Annotated in this window: 18 protein-coding genes; 13 read left to right on the forward strand and 5 right to left on the reverse strand. The window is 43.8% G+C overall.

The genetic code is table 11. From position 1 onward, the window contains the following. Positions 1-98 precede the first annotated feature (98 nt). The gene (locus tag MHN30_RS01260; protein WP_017216312.1) at positions 99-605 is read left to right on the forward strand and encodes a DUF3087 domain-containing protein; all 507 of its coding nucleotides are present in this window, start codon (positions 99-101) and stop codon (positions 603-605) included. Positions 606-715: 110 nt separating this feature from the next. Continuing rightward, positions 716-2530: a DUF3413 domain-containing protein gene (locus MHN30_RS01265; protein ID WP_239357218.1), complete on the forward strand. Its 1815-nt coding sequence runs from the start codon at positions 716-718 to the stop codon at positions 2528-2530. Between the two features lie 229 nt (positions 2531-2759). Here the strand turns inward: MHN30_RS01265 and MHN30_RS01270 are convergent, their stop codons facing one another. Genes MHN30_RS01270 through MHN30_RS01280 form a run of 3 tightly spaced genes read right to left on the reverse strand, consistent with a single transcriptional unit; the run spans position 2760 to position 5963 of the window. Further along, positions 2760-4304 carry a sensor domain-containing diguanylate cyclase gene (locus tag MHN30_RS01270; protein WP_239357226.1) on the reverse strand — a complete coding sequence of 515 codons (1545 nt, stop codon included), beginning with the start codon at positions 4302-4304 and terminating at the stop codon, positions 2760-2762. A 13-nt stretch (positions 4305-4317) separates the two neighbouring features. Further along, positions 4318-4740: a hypothetical protein gene (locus MHN30_RS01275; protein ID WP_069018962.1), complete on the reverse strand. Its 423-nt coding sequence runs from the start codon at positions 4738-4740 to the stop codon at positions 4318-4320. After that, a complete protein-coding gene (locus MHN30_RS01280) occupies positions 4740-5963 on the reverse strand; it encodes a hypothetical protein (protein WP_130163604.1) in 1224 nt (407 codons plus the stop codon). The genes MHN30_RS01275 and MHN30_RS01280 overlap by 1 nt, the downstream gene beginning before the upstream one ends. 160 nt (positions 5964-6123) lie before the next feature. Here MHN30_RS01280 and ribA point away from each other — a divergent pair, with 160 nt between their 5' ends. The 6 genes from ribA (at position 6124) to csrA (ending at position 12392) form a co-directional block, all read left to right on the forward strand. Then, positions 6124-6750, forward strand: a complete 627-nt coding sequence (gene ribA, locus MHN30_RS01285) for a GTP cyclohydrolase II (protein WP_010606207.1) — start codon at positions 6124-6126, stop codon at positions 6748-6750. 241 nt (positions 6751-6991) lie between these two features. After that, on the forward strand, positions 6992-7789 hold the full coding sequence (locus MHN30_RS01290) for a BPSS1780 family membrane protein (protein ID WP_069018961.1): 798 nt from the start codon (positions 6992-6994) through the stop codon (positions 7787-7789). Continuing rightward, on the forward strand, positions 7789-8277 hold the full coding sequence (locus MHN30_RS01295; RefSeq protein ID WP_039493582.1) for a regulatory protein RecX: 489 nt from the start codon (positions 7789-7791) through the stop codon (positions 8275-8277). The genes MHN30_RS01290 and MHN30_RS01295 overlap by 1 nt, the downstream gene beginning before the upstream one ends. Before the next feature lie 4 nt (positions 8278-8281). Then, positions 8282-10885 (forward strand): alanine--tRNA ligase, encoded by a 2604-nt coding sequence (gene alaS, locus MHN30_RS01300; protein WP_239357228.1) that lies wholly within the window; start codon positions 8282-8284, stop codon positions 10883-10885. Between the two features lie 7 nt (positions 10886-10892). Further along, positions 10893-12116 carry an aspartate kinase gene (locus tag MHN30_RS01305; RefSeq protein WP_130163605.1) on the forward strand — a complete coding sequence of 408 codons (1224 nt, stop codon included), beginning with the start codon at positions 10893-10895 and terminating at the stop codon, positions 12114-12116. 90 nt (positions 12117-12206) lie between these two features. Continuing rightward, positions 12207-12392 carry a carbon storage regulator CsrA gene (gene csrA / locus MHN30_RS01310; RefSeq protein WP_010375935.1) on the forward strand — a complete coding sequence of 62 codons (186 nt, stop codon included), beginning with the start codon at positions 12207-12209 and terminating at the stop codon, positions 12390-12392. Positions 12393-12467: 75 nt separating this feature from the next. Here csrA and MHN30_RS01315 read toward each other — a convergent pair whose 3' ends face one another. Further along, positions 12468-12980, reverse strand: coding sequence for a YcxB family protein (locus MHN30_RS01315; protein ID WP_223193675.1), 513 nt, complete (start codon positions 12978-12980; stop codon positions 12468-12470). Positions 12981-13420: 440 nt separating this feature from the next. Between MHN30_RS01315 and MHN30_RS01320 the strand changes: the two genes are divergently transcribed. The 5 genes from MHN30_RS01320 (at position 13421) to MHN30_RS01340 (ending at position 17774) form a co-directional block, all read left to right on the forward strand. Next, positions 13421-13669: an OadG family transporter subunit gene (locus tag MHN30_RS01320; RefSeq protein ID WP_010375931.1), complete on the forward strand. Its 249-nt coding sequence runs from the start codon at positions 13421-13423 to the stop codon at positions 13667-13669. A 12-nt stretch (positions 13670-13681) separates the two neighbouring features. Then, entirely contained in the window at positions 13682-15463 is a 1782-nt protein-coding gene (gene oadA, locus MHN30_RS01325; RefSeq protein WP_239357230.1) for a sodium-extruding oxaloacetate decarboxylase subunit alpha, read from the forward strand. Between the two features lie 10 nt (positions 15464-15473). Continuing rightward, positions 15474-16604, forward strand: a complete 1131-nt coding sequence (locus MHN30_RS01330) for a sodium ion-translocating decarboxylase subunit beta (protein WP_069018957.1) — start codon at positions 15474-15476, stop codon at positions 16602-16604. A 120-nt stretch (positions 16605-16724) separates the two neighbouring features. Beyond that, positions 16725-17447 carry a subclass B1 metallo-beta-lactamase gene (gene bla, locus MHN30_RS01335; RefSeq protein ID WP_239357232.1) on the forward strand — a complete coding sequence of 241 codons (723 nt, stop codon included), beginning with the start codon at positions 16725-16727 and terminating at the stop codon, positions 17445-17447. A gap of 9 nt (positions 17448-17456) precedes the next feature. Then, positions 17457-17774, forward strand: a complete 318-nt coding sequence (locus MHN30_RS01340; RefSeq protein ID WP_010606216.1) for a hypothetical protein — start codon at positions 17457-17459, stop codon at positions 17772-17774. 86 nt (positions 17775-17860) lie between these two features. On the opposite strand, the gene MHN30_RS01345 is transcribed toward MHN30_RS01340, so the two are convergent. Continuing rightward, positions 17861-19405, reverse strand: coding sequence for a basic secretory protein-like protein (locus MHN30_RS01345; protein ID WP_239357244.1), 1545 nt, complete (start codon positions 19403-19405; stop codon positions 17861-17863). Positions 19406-19643: the final 238 nt, after the last annotated feature.

Below are 19643 nucleotides of genomic sequence, written 5' to 3' on the forward strand. Positions count from 1 at the left end.
GATTTTTTTGATATGTATCTTGGTTTGGTCACAGGCCTTGGATTACAATGCACGAGGAGCAGAGTACATTATTTAATTTTTCGTGATCATAGGTTGTTATGAAGTTAGTTGAGATCAACAAGGCGCGTTATCGCAAACATCTAAATCAAGTTATCATTGCTTGCGTTGCAGCGCTAACAATCGGTAGTTTAGGGGTTGCTCAGTTATTGATCCAATTATTTCCTGATGTAGATGGTAGCCATTTTCATTGGAATTTAACTGGTGTAGTCGTGACCTGCATCGTTATTGGGCTCGTGCTCAAAAAGCATAAAGCGCACCCCTTTATGACCGAAGTAAGTTATGTGTGGGACTTAAAGCAATCACTGAACAAAATCACTCGTAAAATGGCGAAGTTAAAACAGGCTGCGCAGCAGGGGGATGTGGACGCGATGACGGCGATTCAGTATAGCTATGCGGGATCTCGTCAGCTATGGCAATTGGATGACAATACCATAACGATGGATGATTTGGCGATGTGGCAAGCGGAGCTGGATTCACTGGCTAGCAAATATCAAGTTGAAATAAAAGCAGAAAACTATAAAGAAACGATGTTGAAACAGTACTAACAAAGCGGCTTGATTCGGCGTTAAACTTTTTCACAATTTTTAATGTGACACTAATGTGTCAGAACGGTAATATAACAGTCGAATTTTCTATTAAAGGAACAATTTGAACTGTGCTATTGCGTCATCAGTTTCACCAGTTCGGCTGGTTGGTTCTTATCAACTCTCTTTGCTCAATCTTAATTACCATAAACGTTGTAAATACCAACCCTGCCGATTATCAAGGACTGACATTATTTTACGTTTCCGTATCAACGTGGAGCCATATGGCTTTACTCACAGCATTAGTGAGTATTGTCGCTATGCCTTTAGTATGGTTACAGTCAAATAAAGTGAGATCCGTATGCTTTGCTTTATTTTATGCATTGTTTTTCGTAGCACTTATTGCAAATAGCTTGTGCTTTGAGCTTTACAAGTTTCATATTAACGGTGTTATTGTCGATATGCTGCTTGCAGGCCAAGTTATTGAGCTCTCGCCAATTGCATGGGCTCAAGCGATAGCCATTTTTGTTATGATATTTGTTTTCCAGTTTTACCTGTCAACGTGGTTAAGTAAAGCCCGAGCCGTAATGCAGCTGCGTTTTGGTCGAAAGTTTACCAGCGTAACCATTTTTGCGCTGTTGGCGAGCAATACTATTCATGCTTGGGCAAGTGCGACGGTATATCAACCGATCACAGGGTTCAGTAAGTACTTACCCCTCTACAAACCCGCAACAGCAAACTCCTTTTTGCGTAGATATGATTTGCTAGATGAAGCTGCATTGGCGCAGCAGAAATCCATGTCTTTAACACAAGGACAATTTAACTATCCTTTACAACCTATTGAAGTAGAGCCAGTTAAGAAGCCTCTTGATATTGTTTTTGTGGTGCTGGACTCATGGCGGTATGATGCTTTTACAGCGCAAGTGACTCCCAATATTTGGCGATTCTCACAACAGGGAGTGGTCTTCAATCAACACTTCTCTACTGGAAATTCTACACGTACAGGGATAACCGGGTTATTTTATGGCTTGCCAGGCACCGCTTGGCAGGACATTTACAACAATCGTGTTACGCCGTTATTGATGGACAGAATGCGGGAGTTGAACTACCAACTTGGAATATTCTCTTCTGCTCAGCTTGTTCGCCCTGAGTTCAATGAAACAGTCTTTGCCAACATTATAGGCTTGAAAACACATACTGAAGGTGATGACGTTTTAGCTAGGGATGAGCAGATCACCAAAAATTGGGCTAAATGGTATGCTAATAAAGATCCAAACCAGCCGTCTTTCAGTTTTCTCTTTTATGATGCAATCCATGGCTACGCAGTTCCTGAGGGTTACCATGCCGGGTTTGAGCCAATGCACGGTCCCATTAACCATATGTTATTGGACAACGATTATGATAGAGAACCAATTTTAAATCGTTATCTTACCAGTACACACTTTGTAGATAGTCTTGCTGAATCGGTATTAGCGCAGCTTGATATAGAGAATACACTGGTGATTATCACGTCAGATCATGGTGAAGAGCTGAATGACAACAAGCTTAATTACTGGGGACATAATAGTAATTTTACTGAGCCGCAGATAAAGGTGCCATTTATTGTTGTTGGACCAAAAAGCGAAAAGTGGCAGCATTGGCAAGCCTCAAATGTGATAACCAGTCACTTAGACCTGGCTCCGACGTTGATGAATGAGTACTTAGGGATTAAAAACACACCTGAAGAGTATAGTACGGGTTATAACCTAACCGGGCCCGTTAAAGAGAGAAATTGGTTACTACTTAGTAGCTACAACAAATATGCGGTTGTGAGTAAGCAACAAATTATTGAAGTCTCGCCCATGGGAACTTACGAGACGCTCGATGAAACTAACAGGCCATCAGAGCAAGAGCCAAACTTTGAATATATTCAAGAGGCAATGCAGCAGATAAGTCACTTTCAGTAGATAAAGGCAAGTTAGGTGTGCTGGTGGACTGTCGTACATCGGTACACACTAATACCAATTAGTCTTAATACTTGCTCAATTTGAAGGAGTAAATCTGACGCTAACAGCGTTAAAAATTTCTCGTTTAGAATAACTAAATAGCAAAATTTTCGCCTAGTTATCGACAAGATTCTCTCGCTTCAAAATAGATCACTTAATTAAGCGAATTGGTATAACTTGAGCGGTAGGACTAAGCGCTTAACGAGTAAAATTGAAAGGCGTTTTTCTTGTCTTTTTTTACCGTATACATAGCGACATCAGCACACTCAATTAATTGGCTTAGCTCAACCGCGTCTCTTGGATAGCTTGCAATACCTATGCTCGCGCCAACTCGCAGTGGCAGTGATTTCCCCTCTGGCGTTTGCCAAATCATCTCGGTGTTTATCGCCTCTAGCAGGTTTTCAGCGATGCGCTGCAACTTTTCATTTTTAGCGCAGTGCAAGGCAATTAAAAACTCATCACCTCCCCAGCGACAAACCACATCTTGTTCTCTAACCTGAGTACTAATTTGAGTGGCGATATGCTTTAACATAGCGTCGCCGGCGTTATGGCCATAAATATCATTGATTGGTTTAAACTCATCTAAATCAATAATAAATAAGCTAAACGGAGTTTCGGTATCTAACCACTCGTTGATCTTGATCTCAGTACCATGGCGATTATAGAGGCCTGTTAGCTTATCGCGGTTAGCCTTTTTATTGAGTTCTTGAAACACGGTTTTTCTCAGCGTGATATCTGATAAAAACACCTGTAAATAGAATTGTCCGCTGCTTTCCACTCTCAGCATGATGACACTCAGCCAAACAGGTTGTTCGGTCATAGGGTTAATAAACTCAAACTCTGATTGAGTTGGCTGGTTAAGCTCCAAGGTATGCTCCGTAAAGGTGTAGAGAATATCCGGAGTTTTGCAGTAGCGACCGAAGCTTTCGGGAAAATATTCATCAAGGTCAATTGCCATACCTGCCAGCAAATCACAAGCGGCATCATTAGCTAATATCACTTCACCTTTGTCTTTTACCAGTAGAGTGGGAGAAGATGAGCGCTCAAACATGAGTCTAAAGCGCTTCTCAAGGATTTCGATGTCAGCTCGTAGTTGCCGTTCTTGCTCGAACATAGAAGCGGTTTTTGCAATAAGTTGATTGGTATTGCTCGCAATATCACCGATTTCACTTGATTCATGTCCTTTAGGCACGACTAAATCCAATGGTGCTCCGGGAATAACCTTAGCAATTTGACTACTTAAGTTACTTAGGGGTTTCGTCACTATGAAGTGTGTAACAACGGTAAAGATGATTAAGATAGGGATGATGACGACCAACAAAGTTTGAACGCTTGAACGAGCGATATCTCTAGCACTTTGCTCGATAAAAATGGAATTTGGTTGAATATAGATCTCACCAACGATTTCACTCAATAAAAACGGATGATTAAGCTTAATAATGGTAGCATTTTGCGGCTTAAATCCTACGCTTTGAGCGAGCCACTTTTCTTCACTTTTGATTGCGGCAGAAGAGATAACGTCGTTACTGACTAGGCCATTAATAACTTCTACAGCAAGGTCTTTGTCATTGAGATAAGTTGCAATAGAGGAAGAAGATGACACGGTTTGGCCAATTTGCCCGATAATAGTATTAGAGCGCCGAAGTTCACGCTCAACAATATGGTCGTGATATAACTTAGCGTAAAGCATTGAAAAAATTAAAGTCGAGACAACAAGCACGAGTGCTAGTCGCACGATCAGCCCATATTTAGTCATCGATTTGGTAAATTACCTTCACATCACCGGTCACAAAGTCTGCTGGAACATAGCCGATTGCATTTGGCGTATTTCTGATATTTTCAAGTATAGTCGACGGTGAGGAAAATGACTGAGGGGGAGAAACTTTGCCGCTGAATTTTATTCTTGACCAATAGGCGTTGATTTGGCTTTCATTACGTCCTGTCAGTGCCAGAAAAAAAGGGCCTCTTAAAGGGTGTGATTTTTCGTAGTCATAGGTCACGGCCATATCGCCGTTGGGAAAAGCAACGTATTTTCCCATGTACATGTCTATCAGTTGGCGCTGCGATATCGACTCGATGGGGTTGTCTTTGTTAACGATGACGGCAATATCGGCTGTTGCTGAAATTGGGTAAGAAACAAGGAAGAAAACAGCAATAAGTAACCTATTCATCAGAACACCCAATTAAAACTAAGCGTAAAGGTGTTGAAGGAAAGGTCAGGATCACTAAATTGCTCTGTATTGTGAAGGTAGAAAGCGCTGGGCAAATGGTCAGCAGAGGTATGTTTCCAATTGAACTTTAGCGCTAATGTTGGGCTCAATTCACGTCGCCACGTTAGGGAAGTGCTATGCTGATCCAGTTGATAAAAACCAGAGTGCATGGAAGCCGCCTCGTAAATTTGCATTAATTCAGGTAATGGGACGAGTGGACCAGGCTCTACACTTGGCTCATTATCGGACTTGGCAACTGAGTAGGTGAAAGACAAGGTATTTAAATCAAAGCGCTTGCCCAGAGTGATGTAGCCTGCTTTTAAGTGGTTGAGCACGCTGGAGTTGGAATCCGTCAGCGATATTTCACTCTGTAGTAGCCAATTTGAGTCATCGTATCTCATACTGACTGCGCTGTAGGTGAAGCGCTTGTCGATGATATAAAGAGAATCGATAAGCTCATTTTTGGTTGGCCAAACTTGTAGGGGAACTTGCGTGAGTGCATCGCGTAATTGCTTTTGCTGCTCGTGTTCATTAGCTGCTTGTGTTGTTGTATAGTTGGCTCTAAACAGCCAATTTAACGTTTCGTACTGTACCGCTACACCCAAGATAGATTTAAGTTCTACATTCCAAAAAAACTCATAATCGCTGTAGATAGGTGACTCGGAGCGCCCCCAATATGCCTTGATACTGGCGATGCCCTGATCAAGCGGCGTGCGGTACTGCATGTCAACGCCATCCAAGTTCTGATGTGGGATAATAGAGTAAAATTCAACGGGAGGGTGTTCCATATCCATCGAGTAGCCGATATCTCGATATTCAGTCATTAAGAATAGATCTAACCCGGTACGTCCTGCCCGGAATTGCCAGTTTGAGTTTAAGTGGTAACGTAAAAATGCCAGTTTAATAGCGTTTTTCACTCGGTCATCATGTTGTTCTTTTAACAGCAGCTGTCCAACAAGCTCCAAGTTATCACTAGCATGCCATTCGGCTTGTAGGCCCAAAGATGAAAATGAAAAGTCGAGTTCATCTCTTTCTACACCGTGCGGTTGTGAAATGGACTCTCTGATTTTGGCAGTATGGGAGTCTGTTTTAACCGCCTTGAGCGTAGCAAAGCCACTGAAATCGATGTCAGAGCCGTAGCTGAATGTGGTTAAAAATAGTAGGCAGATAAAAACAGAGCGCATGAGTTATAAATGTTTTCGCTTTCCTTTTTATATAGCCTAGTTCGAATTTTGACATTTACCAATGCGATGTCCGTCTTGCCCTTGTATAATGAACTTAGAGACACCATATCCCATTTATGGTAGCATATTGTTATATTATCACATTAGGCAAGATTAAGACGTGGCAGAAGTAAGAGCGAGAGTCGGGCTGAATGTAGGGCAGCATAGTAATATCCCTGCAGAAATAGTTTCTTTTTCAGGGCTAAAAGACGGCCAAGAACATGTTGCGCTGGTATTTAATAGCGCAGACAGTCAGCAGCAAATTCCCCTAATTCGTATGCACTCAGAGTGTTTAACCGGCGATGTCTTTCATTCTTCTCGTTGTGATTGTGGCGAACAGTTAAATGAATGTATCGAGGCGATGCATAAACAAGGCGGCATTTTGTTATATTTGCGCCAAGAAGGTCGTGGCATTGGCCTGTACAATAAAATCGATGCTTATGTATTGCAATCACAAGGGATGAACACCTACGAGGCAAATAACCACCTCGGCTTTGAAGATGACTTAAGAGATTTCTCTGATGCCGTGTTGATGCTTCAGGCGCTCGGATTAAACCACGTTAAGTTAATGACGAATAATCCAAGAAAGCTAAAGGCGCTGAGAAATGCGGGTATTACCGTCGATGAAGTAGTTGGCACTCAGGCACACGTTAAGGCAGGGGTTTCTGGTAATGAACAGTATCTAAAAACGAAGATCCAACACGGTGCCCACATGCTGGATATCAAAAAGATATCAAAAGCGGATTAGCCTAAGCGTATATGCTTATCACAACAAGCCGACTAGGTAAGTGCTTCGGTTGGCTTGTCATATCAAACATTCTATTCTCTTTCCAATCCCTTAAAACTTAAGATGTCCAAGTAGGTTACGTCTACCGCCAGTATTTGTTTAAAATATGCTAAAAAGCGCTGACAAATCCGCCTTTCATGCCTTTTCACTCGACGCGGTAATCAGTATAATCAAAGACGTTATAGCTTAAATTAAGTGGACTATGTCGACACCAATTAGAACATTCAAAGCAAGCATGGGCGTGCAGTGGCTAAAAGCCGGGTGGGCAATTTTCAAAACCCAGCCTATGACTTTCATGCTGATGTACATTTTCATGGCGGTAGTAAGCCTATTACCCCTGTTCGCACCTATTTTTCATATTATCGCAGCCTTGTCTGGTCCTTTTTTAAGCGCTGGCTTCTATCTTGCCGTTATCAATAAACAGATCAATAAACCAATAAAGTTGGCTGACATTTTTGAGCCTTTTGCAGCGAAAGGCCGCCGATTACACTTGTTCCGAGTTGGTATTTATCAAATGGCAGGTGCACTGTTGCTGACTATGGTTGCCGGTGTGCTATTTAGTGATGTGGCGACTGCACTCGAGAGTGTTGGCCCAAACACCGATCCGAATGAACTTATCGGACTTATCGCGGGCAATATTAGTTTTGCCGAAGTTGCCGTATTTGTGATTGCACAATCGGTCATTATGATGGCCTTTGCTTTTGTTGTGCCTCAGGTCTTTTTCCAAGGTGAAAAACGTATTTTTCACGCGATGAAGTGCTCGCTTGCCGCTTTTTATCATAATATGGCTGCGCTGAGTATTTACGGCTTAGTCGTCGCAGCGCTTATCGTCGCGTCTATACCGCTATCGATGATCCCGGCGATTATTATCATGCCAGTCGCCATGATAGGCTTTTTTGTTTCTTTTCAGGCGATGTTTATGCCAATTATCGTTGAAAAGAAGGAAAATGATGAAAATGCTAACATCTCTCAGTCTGACTCAGGACGCTTTGACGCCTGATGGACGAACAAGAAGTTAAAAAGCTAAAAAACTATGCGGTTTGGTTATTGTCGAGACAAGAGTACTCTGAGTTAGGATTGACGCAAAAGCTACTGCAAAAAGGGGCTACAGCGGCAGTCGCGGAGCAATTGGTATCTTGGCTAAAGTCGCTCGATTACGTTAATGACAACCGCTATGCAGAGAGCTTTTTAAACCGCCAGATTGCAAAAGGACTTGGAGAAAAGCGTGTATTAATGGATGCAGGGCAAAAGGGTGTGAGCCGAGAGACTTTGCATACGCTAATCGCTGAGCGTGAAATTGATTGGTACATGCAAGCCGCAAAAACCTATGAAAAAAAGTACGGTCTTTGCGCACAACCGATAGAATATAAAGAAAAAACTAAGCGCGTACGTTACATGAGTTATCGTGGCTTTAGTTTTGATGAAATAGATTTTGCAATTGAAGCTGCAATGACTGCAGCAGAGCAAGAAGAAATAAAGGGTGAATGATCACATGCAGCATATGACTACCGCACAAATCAGGCAAAGCTTCTTAGATTTCTTTGCTAAACAACAGCACCAAGTGGTGCCTTCAAGCTCGTTAATTCCGGGTAATGATGCCACCTTACTGTTCACCAACGCTGGTATGGTGCAGTTTAAAGATGCCTTCTTGGGTGCGGAAAAACGCCCTTATACGCGAGCAACCAGTTCACAGCGCTGTGTTCGTGCTGGTGGTAAACATAACGACCTTGAAAACGTAGGTTATACCGCAAGGCACCATACTTTCTTCGAAATGCTAGGTAACTTTAGCTTCGGTGACTATTTTAAAACCGACGCAATTAAGTTTGCTTGGGGTTTCCTTACGGATGTGATCAAGCTGCCAAAAGAAAAGCTACTAGTCACGGTTTACCATGAAGACGACGAAGCATTTGAGATCTGGTCAAAACAAGTTGGTGTTCCTGAAGACAGGATCATCCGTATTGCAACGGCGGATAACTTTTGGTCAATGGGCGACACGGGTCCTTGTGGTCCTTGCTCTGAAATCTTTTATGACCACGGCGAACACATTTGGGGTGGACCACCGGGCTCACCAGAAGAAGACGGTGATCGCTTCATTGAGATCTGGAACTTAGTATTTATGCAGTACAACCGTCATGCGGACGGCACAATGGAACCGCTGCCAATGCAGTCGGTTGATACTGGCATGGGCCTTGAGCGTATCTCTGCAATTATGCAAGGTGTGCACTCAAACTATGAGATTGATCTGTTCCAAGCGCTGATTAAAGCAGCTGCAAAAGTAACAGATGCTCAAGATTTAGAAGATAAATCACTACGTGTAGTAGCTGACCACATTCGTTCGTGTGCGTTCCTTATTGCTGACGGCGTTATGCCATCGAATGAAGGTCGTGGTTACGTGCTACGTCGTATCATTCGTCGTGCAGTTCGCCACGGTAATAAACTCGGTGCAAAAGGGGCATTCTTCTATAAGTTAGTTGCTGCACTTGCTGAGCAAATGGGTGAAGCTTACCCTGAATTAGTGAAGCAACAAGCAATTATCGAAAAAGTATTGCGTATTGAAGAAGATCAGTTTGGTAAAACCTTAGACCGTGGTTTAACTATTCTAGAGGAAAGCCTAGCTGGTATTGAAGGTGACGTTATTCCAGGCGATTTGGTGTTCAAACTGTATGACACTTACGGTTTCCCTGCAGACTTAACGGCAGATGTGGCGCGTGAGCGCTTTATGACGATCGACGAGCGCGGCTTCCAAGCATGCATGGAAGAGCAGCGTAAAAAAGCGCAAGCGGCTGGCAAGTTCGGTGCAGATTACAACGAGCGCTTGAAGTCTGATAAAAACACTGACTTTAAAGGCTATGACGCTGAGCACTATACCGGCACTGTGGTTGAAATCTTTAAAGAAGGTCAACATACCAATACTTTAGAAGATGGTGAACAAGGTGTGGTTATCCTTGACCGCACGCCTTTCTATGCTGAGTCAGGCGGCCAAGTTGGTGATACGGGTGTACTAAAAGTGGCTAACGGCGAGTTTGTCGTTACTGACACACAAAAGTTAGGTAATGCATTTGCACACTATGGTCATGTGGTTGGTCGCATTGGTGTTAACGATAAAGCCGATGCACGTATTGATGCTGAGCGCCGCGAGCGAGTGAAGAAAAACCACACTGCAACGCACTTAGTACATAAAGCACTGCGTGATTTATTGGGTGATCATGTTACTCAAAAGGGCTCATTGGTACTGCCAGATCGTTTGCGTTTCGACTTTTCACACTTTGAAGGCGTCACTAAAGCACAGTTGCAGCAAGTAGAAGATGCAGTGAACGCAGAGATCCGCCGTAACTTTGCTCTGCAAACTGAGTTGATGGATATCGATGCTGCCAAAGACAAAGGAGCGATGGCGCTCTTTGGTGAAAAGTACGATGATGAAGTTCGAGTCGTTTCAATTGGTGGGTACTCAATCGAGCTTTGTGGTGGTACACACGTGAAGCGCGCTGGTGATATTGGTCTCTTCAAGATTGTATCAGAAGGCGGTATCGCAGCGGGTGTTCGTCGTATCGAAGCAGTAACAGGTGCTGATGCTATCGCTTATGTTAATGAGCAAGAGCAAGTGCTTTCTGAAATTGCGGCTTTGGTTAAGGGTGATACCTCATCAGTGCTAGAAAAAGTATCTGCGCTACTTGAAAAGTCAAAAGGCCTTGAAAAGCAAGTTGCTCAACTAAATGACAAACTAGCAAGTGCCGCGGGTGCAACGCTACTTGACTCTGTAACGGAAGTGAATGGGATTAAATTGCTCGTAGCGAACGTTGCAGGAACTGAGTCTAAAGCACTGCGTGGCATGGTCGATGATCTGAAGAACAAGATTGGCTCAGGTGTCATTGCGCTAGGTGTAGCAAATGGCGATAAAGTAAGCCTAATCGCTGGCGTAACGAAAGACTTAGTTGGTCAGGTAAAAGCAGGTGAGCTAGTTAATCACATGGCTTCTCAAGTCGGTGGTAAAGGTGGCGGTCGTCCTGATATGGCGCAAGCTGGTGGTTCACAACCAGAAAACCTAGACGCAGCACTAAACAGTGTTCCAACTTGGTTAAATGAAGTAACGCAGTAATCAGCAAGTGGCGCTGATTGTACAAAAGTTTGGCGGCACCTCGGTAGGTTCGGTAGAGCGTATTGAGGCGGTTGCTGAACACGTTATCAAAACGCAACAACAAGGCCACCAAGTGGTGGTCGTGTTGTCTGCAATGTCAGGCGAGACAAACCGTCTCATTTCCCTTGCCCAACAAATCGATGCTCGTCCCAGTTCTCGTGAGCTAGATGTGTTGATCACCACCGGCGAACAAGTTTCTATCGCGTTATTGGCGATGGCCATCATTAAGCGTGGGCATTCTGCCGTGAGCTTACTTGCCGATCAGGTTGGTATTAAAACCGATAACATGTTCTCTAAAGCGCGGATCACAGAAATAGACACGACCCGCTTAAAGCAAGAGCTTGAGCATAACCGAATAACCATTATTGCCGGATTTCAAGGACGCGATGAAGAAGGCAATATCACCACGTTGGGGCGTGGTGGTACAGATACCTCAGCAGTTGAAATCGCAGGGGCTTTGCAAGCAGACGAATGTCAGATATATACTGATGTCGACGGTGTGTACACTACCGATCCACGAATAGAGCCAAATGCAAGGCGTCTATCACATATTACTTTTCCTGAGATGTTGGAGCTGGCAAGTGTAGGCGCTAAAGTTTTGCAGATCCGTTCGGTTGAAGCGGCCGGTCGATATAATGTACCACTGCGCGTACTTTCTTCGTTTTCTCCTGATAACGGCACCTTAATTAGCTATGAGGAAGGTAAGATGAAAAACACTAAAGTGGTCTCTGGGGTAGCGAGTGTCAAAGACGAAGCGCTTATCTTAGTTAACAATGTAGATGCAAAACCTAGTAATCTTGCCAATATACTTTCTCTTCTTGGTGAGCATAATATCGAAGTCGATATGATTAACCATTTGAACCACAGTGAGAAAAAAATAGACTATGCTTTTACTGTGCACGCAAATGATTGTATTCTGGCGGAAGAAGTTTTAGCGCAACATGCACAAAATTTAGGTGGCGCAACGGTAGAGGTTAATGCTAACGTGGCAAAAATCTCAGCGGTTGGCATCGGGATGAAATCTCATTCAGGTGTTGCTGGTCTCTTTTTTATGGCATTGGCCGAAGAAAATATTCACACTCTATTAGTATCTACATCAGAGATAAAAATCTCGGCACTAGTAGAAGAAAAATATTTAGAGCTAGCTGTACGGGCTTTACATGCCAAATTCGAATTGGAAAGTACTGAGTAAAAGAAGTTTTTGCTTACTTTTCTGGGAACTTTTATTTAAAATGGATTTGACGCGGAATCTTTTAAATTTTGGAATAACAGGAGCAAGAGAATGCTAATACTAACTCGTCGAGTAGGTGAAACCCTGATGATTGGTGATGAAGTGACTGTAACAGTACTAGGTGTTAAAGGTAACCAAGTACGTATTGGTGTAAATGCGCCTAAAGATGTTTCAGTTCACCGTGAAGAAATTTACATGCGAATTCAGGCTGAGAAATCTAGCCCGGGCAATATGTAATTGACCAAATACTGAATTACGATGTTAGTTAACATGGTTTGACTGGCATAAAAAACCCCGCCACTGCGGGGTTTCTTATTTCTGGCTTTGCTCAGACAAAAAAGCAATCGCTCCTTCGTTAAGTCCAGATTTACTGATATAGCTCGGTTTGTTTTGGTGAAACACCAAAAAACCTCTATTCGTTTCAACGAGTTTATCTAAGTCGTCAAATGGGTAAGAAAATTCGGCATGTGTCGCTTTGGTGTTAATACCTATTTTAGAGATTGAAACCTCGACGATATTGCCGGCAGCGCGAGAATATGACTGTCTTATCACCCACCAAGCTTTGCGATAGTAGAAAGCAACGCATTCAACTACAGCCAATAGAATAAGAAAGTTCCCGACGTAGTGCTCCTGCAAACCGTAAATAGCAAACAGCCCCAGTGTAATTAGCAGTACAAGCAAGCCATATTTCGGTTTAACAGCAAGCCCATTGGCTTCAGATTCTTCAAAACACTCTCGATAATAGGCTTTATCTAACTTAAATTGGCTTTGAAAAGATAAATTTTCATTTTGTTCAAGGGAGGGCATAGACGTTCGTTGTGGCAAAAATTTCCCCTTATTATACCCATCTATATTGAAAAAGCTGTAATGCGAATAAATTGTTTGCAGTTCCCTTTTACTATATCCAGCGAAATACGTGTTATACAGCATGACGTTTACGTAAACGTTACCTTTTGGTCAGTCCAATTTACAATTTATCTTGCGCAATCAAAAATTCTTTCTATATTCATTAGGAACTCAATATTAGTTAGCGCTATTTTGAATATTTTTCATATTTATTACGTTAATTTTCCACATTTATTAGTGCTTTCCTTGCTAACTCACTGATTATTTGTGAGTTAAGTGTTTTGGTAATACCAATTTACAGCGGGCTTTACAGTGGAACATTTTTTGTTATAAGGTGAATAAATATCTACAAAAAGTGAAGGTTTATACCAGTTCGTTAACATCGAGCAGGAAAACCAAATAGCAAGTAAGGGGTAAAAATGGATATTGGATCGCAGCTACTGCAAGCAGGAAATCTCATGCTGACCGGTATGGTTGGTGTTTTTGTTTTTCTGTCCATTTTGATTTTTGCGATGCGACTATTGGCCAACTTTGCTGCTCAATTTAAAGAAGTAGAGCCAAGTACCACAAGATCAAAAACAACTAGAGCAACATCGTCACAGGGTGTGCCACAGGCACATATTGCAGCCATTAGCGCTGCCGTTGCAGCCTACAGAAAAAACAATTAATAGGGGTTTTGCATGTCACAGTTAAAGCTAACCGAATTAGTGCTGCGCGATGCGCATCAGTCATTACTCGCCACCAGAATGCGCTTGGAAGATATGCTTCCTATCGCTGAGAAGCTCGACAATATGGGCTACTGGTCTGTTGAATCATGGGGGGGAGCAACCTTCGACTCGTGTATTCGCTATTTAGGCGAAGATCCATGGGAGCGGATCCGTGCACTGAAAGCTGCAATGCCAAAAACCAAACAGCAAATGCTACTGCGTGGTCAGAATCTATTGGGCTATCGTCACTATGCAGATGATGTTGTCGAAAAGTTTGTTGAGCGTGCCCACCATAACGGGGTAGATGTATTTAGAATATTCGATGCAATGAACGACGTGCGCAACTTAGAAACGGCTATTAAAGCGGCCATCAAAGTGGGCGCGCATGCGCAGGGCACGATTTCGTACACCGTAAGCCCTGTTCATACGCTGGAAATGTGGCTCACGCAAGCTAAGCAGCTCGAAGACTTAGGCTGTCATTCCATTTGTATCAAGGACATGGCTGGATTACTGAAACCCTATGATGCTGAAAAGTTAATCTCTGGGCTCAAAGCGTCCGTCTCTATTCCTATCGCAATGCAGTGCCATGCAACCACAGGGCTCAGTACTGCAACTTATCAAAAAGCCATAGATGCGGGTATCGATATGCTCGATACGGCGATATCTTCGATGAGTATGACCTATGGCCATAGTGCAACAGAAACTATCGCGGCGATTGTGGAAGGCACGGAACGTGATACAGGGCTTGATTTACTAGAGCTAGAAGAGATCGCAGCCTATTTCCGTGAAGTAAGAAAGAAATATGCAGCTTTTGAGGGCAGCTTGAAAGGAGTAGATGGTCGTATTCTATCTGCACAAGTGCCTGGTGGCATGTTAACCAATATGGAAAATCAACTGCGAGAGCAAGGTGCAGGTGACAAGCTTGACGCAGTACTAAAAGAAATTCCAAGTGTGCGTAAAGAACTTGGCTACTTACCGCTCGTAACACCAACCTCACAGATAGTCGGGACGCAAGCGGTATTAAACGTACTTACCGGTGAGCGTTACAAGTCTATAACCAAAGAAACAGCTGGCGTGCTGAAAGGCGAATATGGAGCGACACCAGCGCAAGTCGACCAAGCTTTGCAACAACGAGTGCTTGAAGGCGCAGAGCCTATTACCTGCCGTCCAGCTGACTTAATTGAGCCTGAGCTGGATAGTTTACAAAGCGAACTAGTCGCGACGGCAAAAGAGGAACAAATTACCTTAGCCGACGAGGTTATTGATGATGTGCTTACCTATGCATTATTCCCGCAGATTGGCCTTAAATTCCTGAAAAACCGCAACAACCCAGATGCGTTTGAGCCAAAACCGACGCTTGTTGAAAGCCAACAACAAAAAGCTGCAGCGGCGCCTGCTAAAGCTAAGTCATCAGCTACTGAGCGTTACAGCGTAAAAGTGGATGGCAAAGTATACGATGTAGTGGTTGCGCCGGGAGGTGAGTTACAAGAAGTACAAGTCAAAGACAGTGAGCTCATTCCGCAATCAACTTCGGTGAGCTCCAGTGAAACTTTGAATGCCCCACTTGCCGGCAACATCTTTAAGCTTATGGTGCGCGCAGGAGATGAGGTGCAAGAAGGCGATGTAGTACTTATCATGGAAGCCATGAAAATGGAAACCGAGGTGCGTGCAACACACAGTGGTCAAGTTGCAGAACTACTCGTCTCTGAAGGCGATTCCGTCAGTGCTGGCGATGCCATCATGTCTTTAGCATAAGGATGTCGTGATGGAAGGGTTACTTAATTTATGGCAAGCAACAGGGCTTGCCAACTTCACCGTGCCTGCACTTTGCATGATGGCAGTGGGCTGCGGACTTTTGTATCTTGCGATCGCCAAAGGCTTTGAGCCGTTGCTATTAGTGCCTATTGGCTTTGGTGCCATACTCACGAACATTCCTGTTGCTGGGCTTGCCGATCCCGGTGGGCTCTTGTACTACGTGTATTACATTGGTATAGACAGCGGAGTATTCCCCTTGCTGATCTTTATGGGGGTGGGCGCGATGACGGACTTTAGTGCACTGATAGCCAACCCCAAGATGCTGTTGCTTGGTGCCGCGGCGCAGTTTGGGATTTTTGCCACTTTGTTTGGGGCTATTTTGCTGAACTATATTCCGGGCTTTGAATTTACCCTGCAAGACGCTTCAGCAATCGCTATTATTGGCGGTGCAGATGGACCAACTGCGATATTCCTCGCGTCTAAGCTTGCACCAGAGTTACTAGGGGCAATTGCGGTGGCAGCCTATTCGTATATGGCGTTAGTGCCAATTATTCAACCACCAATCATGAAAGCACTCACGACGCAAGAAGAGCGTCAGATTGCGATGCCGCAGCTGCGCCATGTATCAAAAACCGAGAAAATCCTCTTTCCTCTGGCGGTACTGGGCCTAACGATACTGTTTTTACCTGCAGCGACACCTTTAGTTGGTATGTTCTGCTTGGGTAACTTGATGAAAGAGTGCGGTGTAGTAGACCGCTTGAGTAAAACGGCGCAAAACGAGTTGATTAATATCACCACTATTTTCCTCGGGTTGGCGGTGGGCTCAAAGCTGGCCGCTGATCAATTCTTAACGGTTGAGACGTTGGGGATTTTAGCGCTAGGTGCTGTGGCATTTGGAATTGGCACAGCTGCTGGGGTGCTAATGGCTAAAGCGATGAATAGATTTAGCGATACCCCCATTAATCCGTTAGTTGGCGCTGCTGGGGTATCCGCAGTCCCGATGGCTGCGCGTGTGGTCAATAAGGTTGGCCTTGAAAGTAACCCACATAATTTCTTACTGATGCATGCGATGGGCCCCAATGTAGCGGGTGTATTAGGCAGTGCGGTTGCAGCTGGTATTTTGCTTGCGTTGGTAGGTTAGTTTACACTTCTCCAACCATTTGCGTGGCGATTTTAGATTGCCGCGCATTTTTATTGCTGGACTTTATATTCTTGAACTTGATAGTCTTTCGTCACTTTTAATTAACACGAATAACTTCAGATGAAGTTTTTAGCTCCTTTCTTATTCTTGTTACCCTGCGTGACAGTTGCAACAGAAGCATCGACTTTAGTGGTAACGCCGATAGCAGAGCATGTTTATAAACATGAATCTTCGCTACACGTTGAACCTTGGGGGTTAGTGGCAGGCTCTGGGCTGGTTGTGGTCGACGGTCATGATGCGTACATTGTTGATACACCTTGGACCGAGCAAGACACAGAAGCGCTGCTTTTATGGACTGAAGACCGCAAGCTCAATGTTAAGGGAGCGGTGGTCACGCATTATCATCAAGATGCAAGCGGTGGCCTAGCGGTATTAAATAAACATCAGATCCCAACCTATGCATCAGCCCACACTAACCATCTATTAGCCCAAAAACACAGCGCAATCGCGTCACATAATTTGCCACAAGCCTCAGCAGCGATAAAGTCAGGTGTCGTTGAAACCTATTACCCAGGTGCAGGACACTCGAAAGATAATATTGTCGTGTGGCTGCCACAATCTAAGATTTTATTCGCAGGATGCTTTGTGAAAAGTGTGATGAGTAAAAATTTAGGTAACTTGGAGGATGCTTCGGTTGATGAGTGGCAAGCGTCTATACACAATGTATTGAGCCGATATCCGGAAGCAAACATGGTTGTCCCTGGGCATGGTAAAGAAGGGGATTTATCTTTGTTGCACCATACCGTTGAGTTAATCAAAATCGAGCAATCAAAAGATAAATAAAGGACTGACATGAAATTTATTCCATTTCGTAATTTACGCTGTCCGGGTTTAGAAACTGCGCTGTGGTATTGTCGCTTGTTGTTTTTAACGGGTGTAGCCTTGATAGTGCTCGGGGTTATCAAAGAGGGGATTGCAATCTATCATTGGCTAATCGCCATGATAGAGAATGGCGACGCGCCAATAAAAGCAGCCTATATCTATGACTTAGATTTGCTTTCCCACCCAAACTTTCATTTGATCATTGTTGGAGTGGTGAAGATCTACTTCTCCTGTGGCCTCGCGATTAAACTAAAAACAATGTCTCACGAGCAGGCGTTACAAAAATAACGAATACCACGTAAAGGAGTTTCATAGAGGAGTTTCTCAGAGAAATTTGTTAGACCCTTTTACGTGGCGGAGTTACTATTTAAAAATTAATACTCCAGCTGTCCACCATTTTGGATAAAGGCGACATATTCGTTCCAAACATCTTCAACACTTCGGCCCAAGATGTGTTGAAATGCAGCATCAAATGACCAAGTATAATTGCCCATATCTTTCGCCGCTTTATTAAACTTGTAGATAAACTCTGAGTCGTGCTGTTGTTTGACGTAATGTAAGAAAAATCCAGTTGTGGTGTAGCCACTAAGCCAGCGTTTAGCGTTGATGATATCTGGTGAGCGTGACTTATGAAAACCAGCACCGATCCGCACGGCATCAGCTAGACCTTCGGTGTATGCCCAGTTTGCCTTGCCATCACCATAGCTGTCATGAGTCAGCGGCGAGTTATTGTAACCATGGGTGACTTCGTGGAATAAAATGCCGTCGATTTCATCACGGATCACGGCATCGTTGTTATTATTATCGCGATAAATACGCTCTAAGTGCGCAGTGCTAACGACGATAGTCATCTCACCCGAACCGTCTTGTCCCATCTTATAGGCAACGAAATCCTTACCCCAATGATCTTTGGCTCTCAACTCAAACTGCAATTTTCTAAAACGCTGGGATTCACTGGCGTCGCGGTATAGCACTTTTGCTACATCTACACAGCGTTCGGCCATGTGTGCAGCTGGGTTTGGAATGATCCGTTTAAATAATGCCGAGCCTTGTGTTTCAGGATTTACATCAACAAAGTTTACTTCCGGACGTTGCCACGTGTCGTTTGGTGGTGTGCTATCGCTACTGACGGCTAATTCATAATTGGCGCTTTGGAAACCGTATACAGAAACATAAACCGGCGCATTTGAGCTTATATCGCAGCGCTCGTTGGAGCTGGCATCATTGATACTTTGGCAGTCATAACTTGCGGTGGTCGGTTGGCTATTTGCTTTTAGGTATAGATCCGCATCACCGCTGCCAGTCAAGGTTGCTGTGATAGGAGCTGAGCTTGTAAATGGCCCAAAATGCGCCCATTGGCCAGGGGTAACGCTACCACTTCGGTTAAATGGCAAGGTTGTACCACCGTTTGCCGGAGCACCGATAAATTCGATTTCTGCAAGCTGTAATAAATTGTCACCTTGCGTTGCGGTGACATTTAAGCGCACAAAGCGGTACGCTTGATTGATACTGACATTGAACTGCTTAGTTTGATGTCTCGAAGCAAAACTTTGATTGTTTTGCGAATCTATAGTGAACCACACTTGACCGTCTTGAGAGCCTTGAAGCGTCCAATTTTTGGGATCTCTTTGTGGCGCATCGTTCGCAGAAGTGAGGGTGTAAGCTGTTAAATTCACCGCTTCGTTAAACGCATAACTTATCCAACCGGAAGCTGAAAACGTAAGCCACTTGCTGTAGTGGTTATTATCAAATGCGTTGACTTTGCCCTCATAGGGCTGGTTTTCTCCTGAAGCGCTGATAGCAGCGGCATTGGCAGTAGTCAGATCGCTGTTTGCGTGCGCCGAGCTTAAGCCCAGGCTCACTAAAGCGGCTGCTATAAAAGAATGTTGGAATCGCGTTTTAGCTATAATGATGTTCATGTTGACCTCTTTTGTATCGTTCCACTTTTTGTGGGTAGATATCTGTTGATGTTGTATCCATGGCTATTTTTATTTTGGCGTCCAAATGAATTTGGAACGGTTTAATTGTTGTTGCTTTTATGTACGTTTGTCAAATAGAAATTTACTTTAATTTAACGATAAGGATAGAATTGGTGTTCCTGATTTAGGTTGAATTACAATGCGAAGGCTAGCACTATCAGGCTTTACAGGGCGTGAT

This window comes from Pseudoalteromonas sp. OF7H-1 (assembly GCF_022347825.1).
GTDB lineage: Bacteria > Pseudomonadota > Gammaproteobacteria > Enterobacterales > Alteromonadaceae > Pseudoalteromonas > Pseudoalteromonas maricaloris.

Excerpts from the sequence above, each read along its gene's own strand:
- MHN30_RS01275 (WP_069018962.1), bottom strand. The coding sequence starts at position 4,740 with ATGAATAGGTTACTTATTGCTGTTTTCTTCCTTGTTTCTTACCCAATT.
- csrA (WP_010375935.1), top strand. The coding sequence starts at position 12,207 with ATGCTAATACTAACTCGTCGAGTAGGTGAAACCCTGATGATTGGTGAT.
- MHN30_RS01260 (WP_017216312.1), top strand. The coding sequence starts at position 99 with ATGAAGTTAGTTGAGATCAACAAGGCGCGTTATCGCAAACATCTAAAT.
- MHN30_RS01290 (WP_069018961.1), top strand. The coding sequence starts at position 6,992 with ATGTCGACACCAATTAGAACATTCAAAGCAAGCATGGGCGTGCAGTGG.
- alaS (WP_239357228.1), top strand. The coding sequence starts at position 8,282 with ATGCAGCATATGACTACCGCACAAATCAGGCAAAGCTTCTTAGATTTC.
- MHN30_RS01280 (WP_130163604.1), bottom strand. The coding sequence starts at position 5,963 with ATGCGCTCTGTTTTTATCTGCCTACTATTTTTAACCACATTCAGCTAC.
- MHN30_RS01340 (WP_010606216.1), top strand. The coding sequence starts at position 17,457 with ATGAAATTTATTCCATTTCGTAATTTACGCTGTCCGGGTTTAGAAACT.
- MHN30_RS01330 (WP_069018957.1), top strand. The coding sequence starts at position 15,474 with ATGGAAGGGTTACTTAATTTATGGCAAGCAACAGGGCTTGCCAACTTC.
- bla (WP_239357232.1), top strand. The coding sequence starts at position 16,725 with ATGAAGTTTTTAGCTCCTTTCTTATTCTTGTTACCCTGCGTGACAGTT.
- MHN30_RS01295 (WP_039493582.1), top strand. The coding sequence starts at position 7,789 with ATGGACGAACAAGAAGTTAAAAAGCTAAAAAACTATGCGGTTTGGTTA.
- MHN30_RS01345 (WP_239357244.1), bottom strand. The coding sequence starts at position 19,405 with ATGAACATCATTATAGCTAAAACGCGATTCCAACATTCTTTTATAGCA.
- MHN30_RS01320 (WP_010375931.1), top strand. The coding sequence starts at position 13,421 with ATGGATATTGGATCGCAGCTACTGCAAGCAGGAAATCTCATGCTGACC.
- oadA (WP_239357230.1), top strand. The coding sequence starts at position 13,682 with ATGTCACAGTTAAAGCTAACCGAATTAGTGCTGCGCGATGCGCATCAG.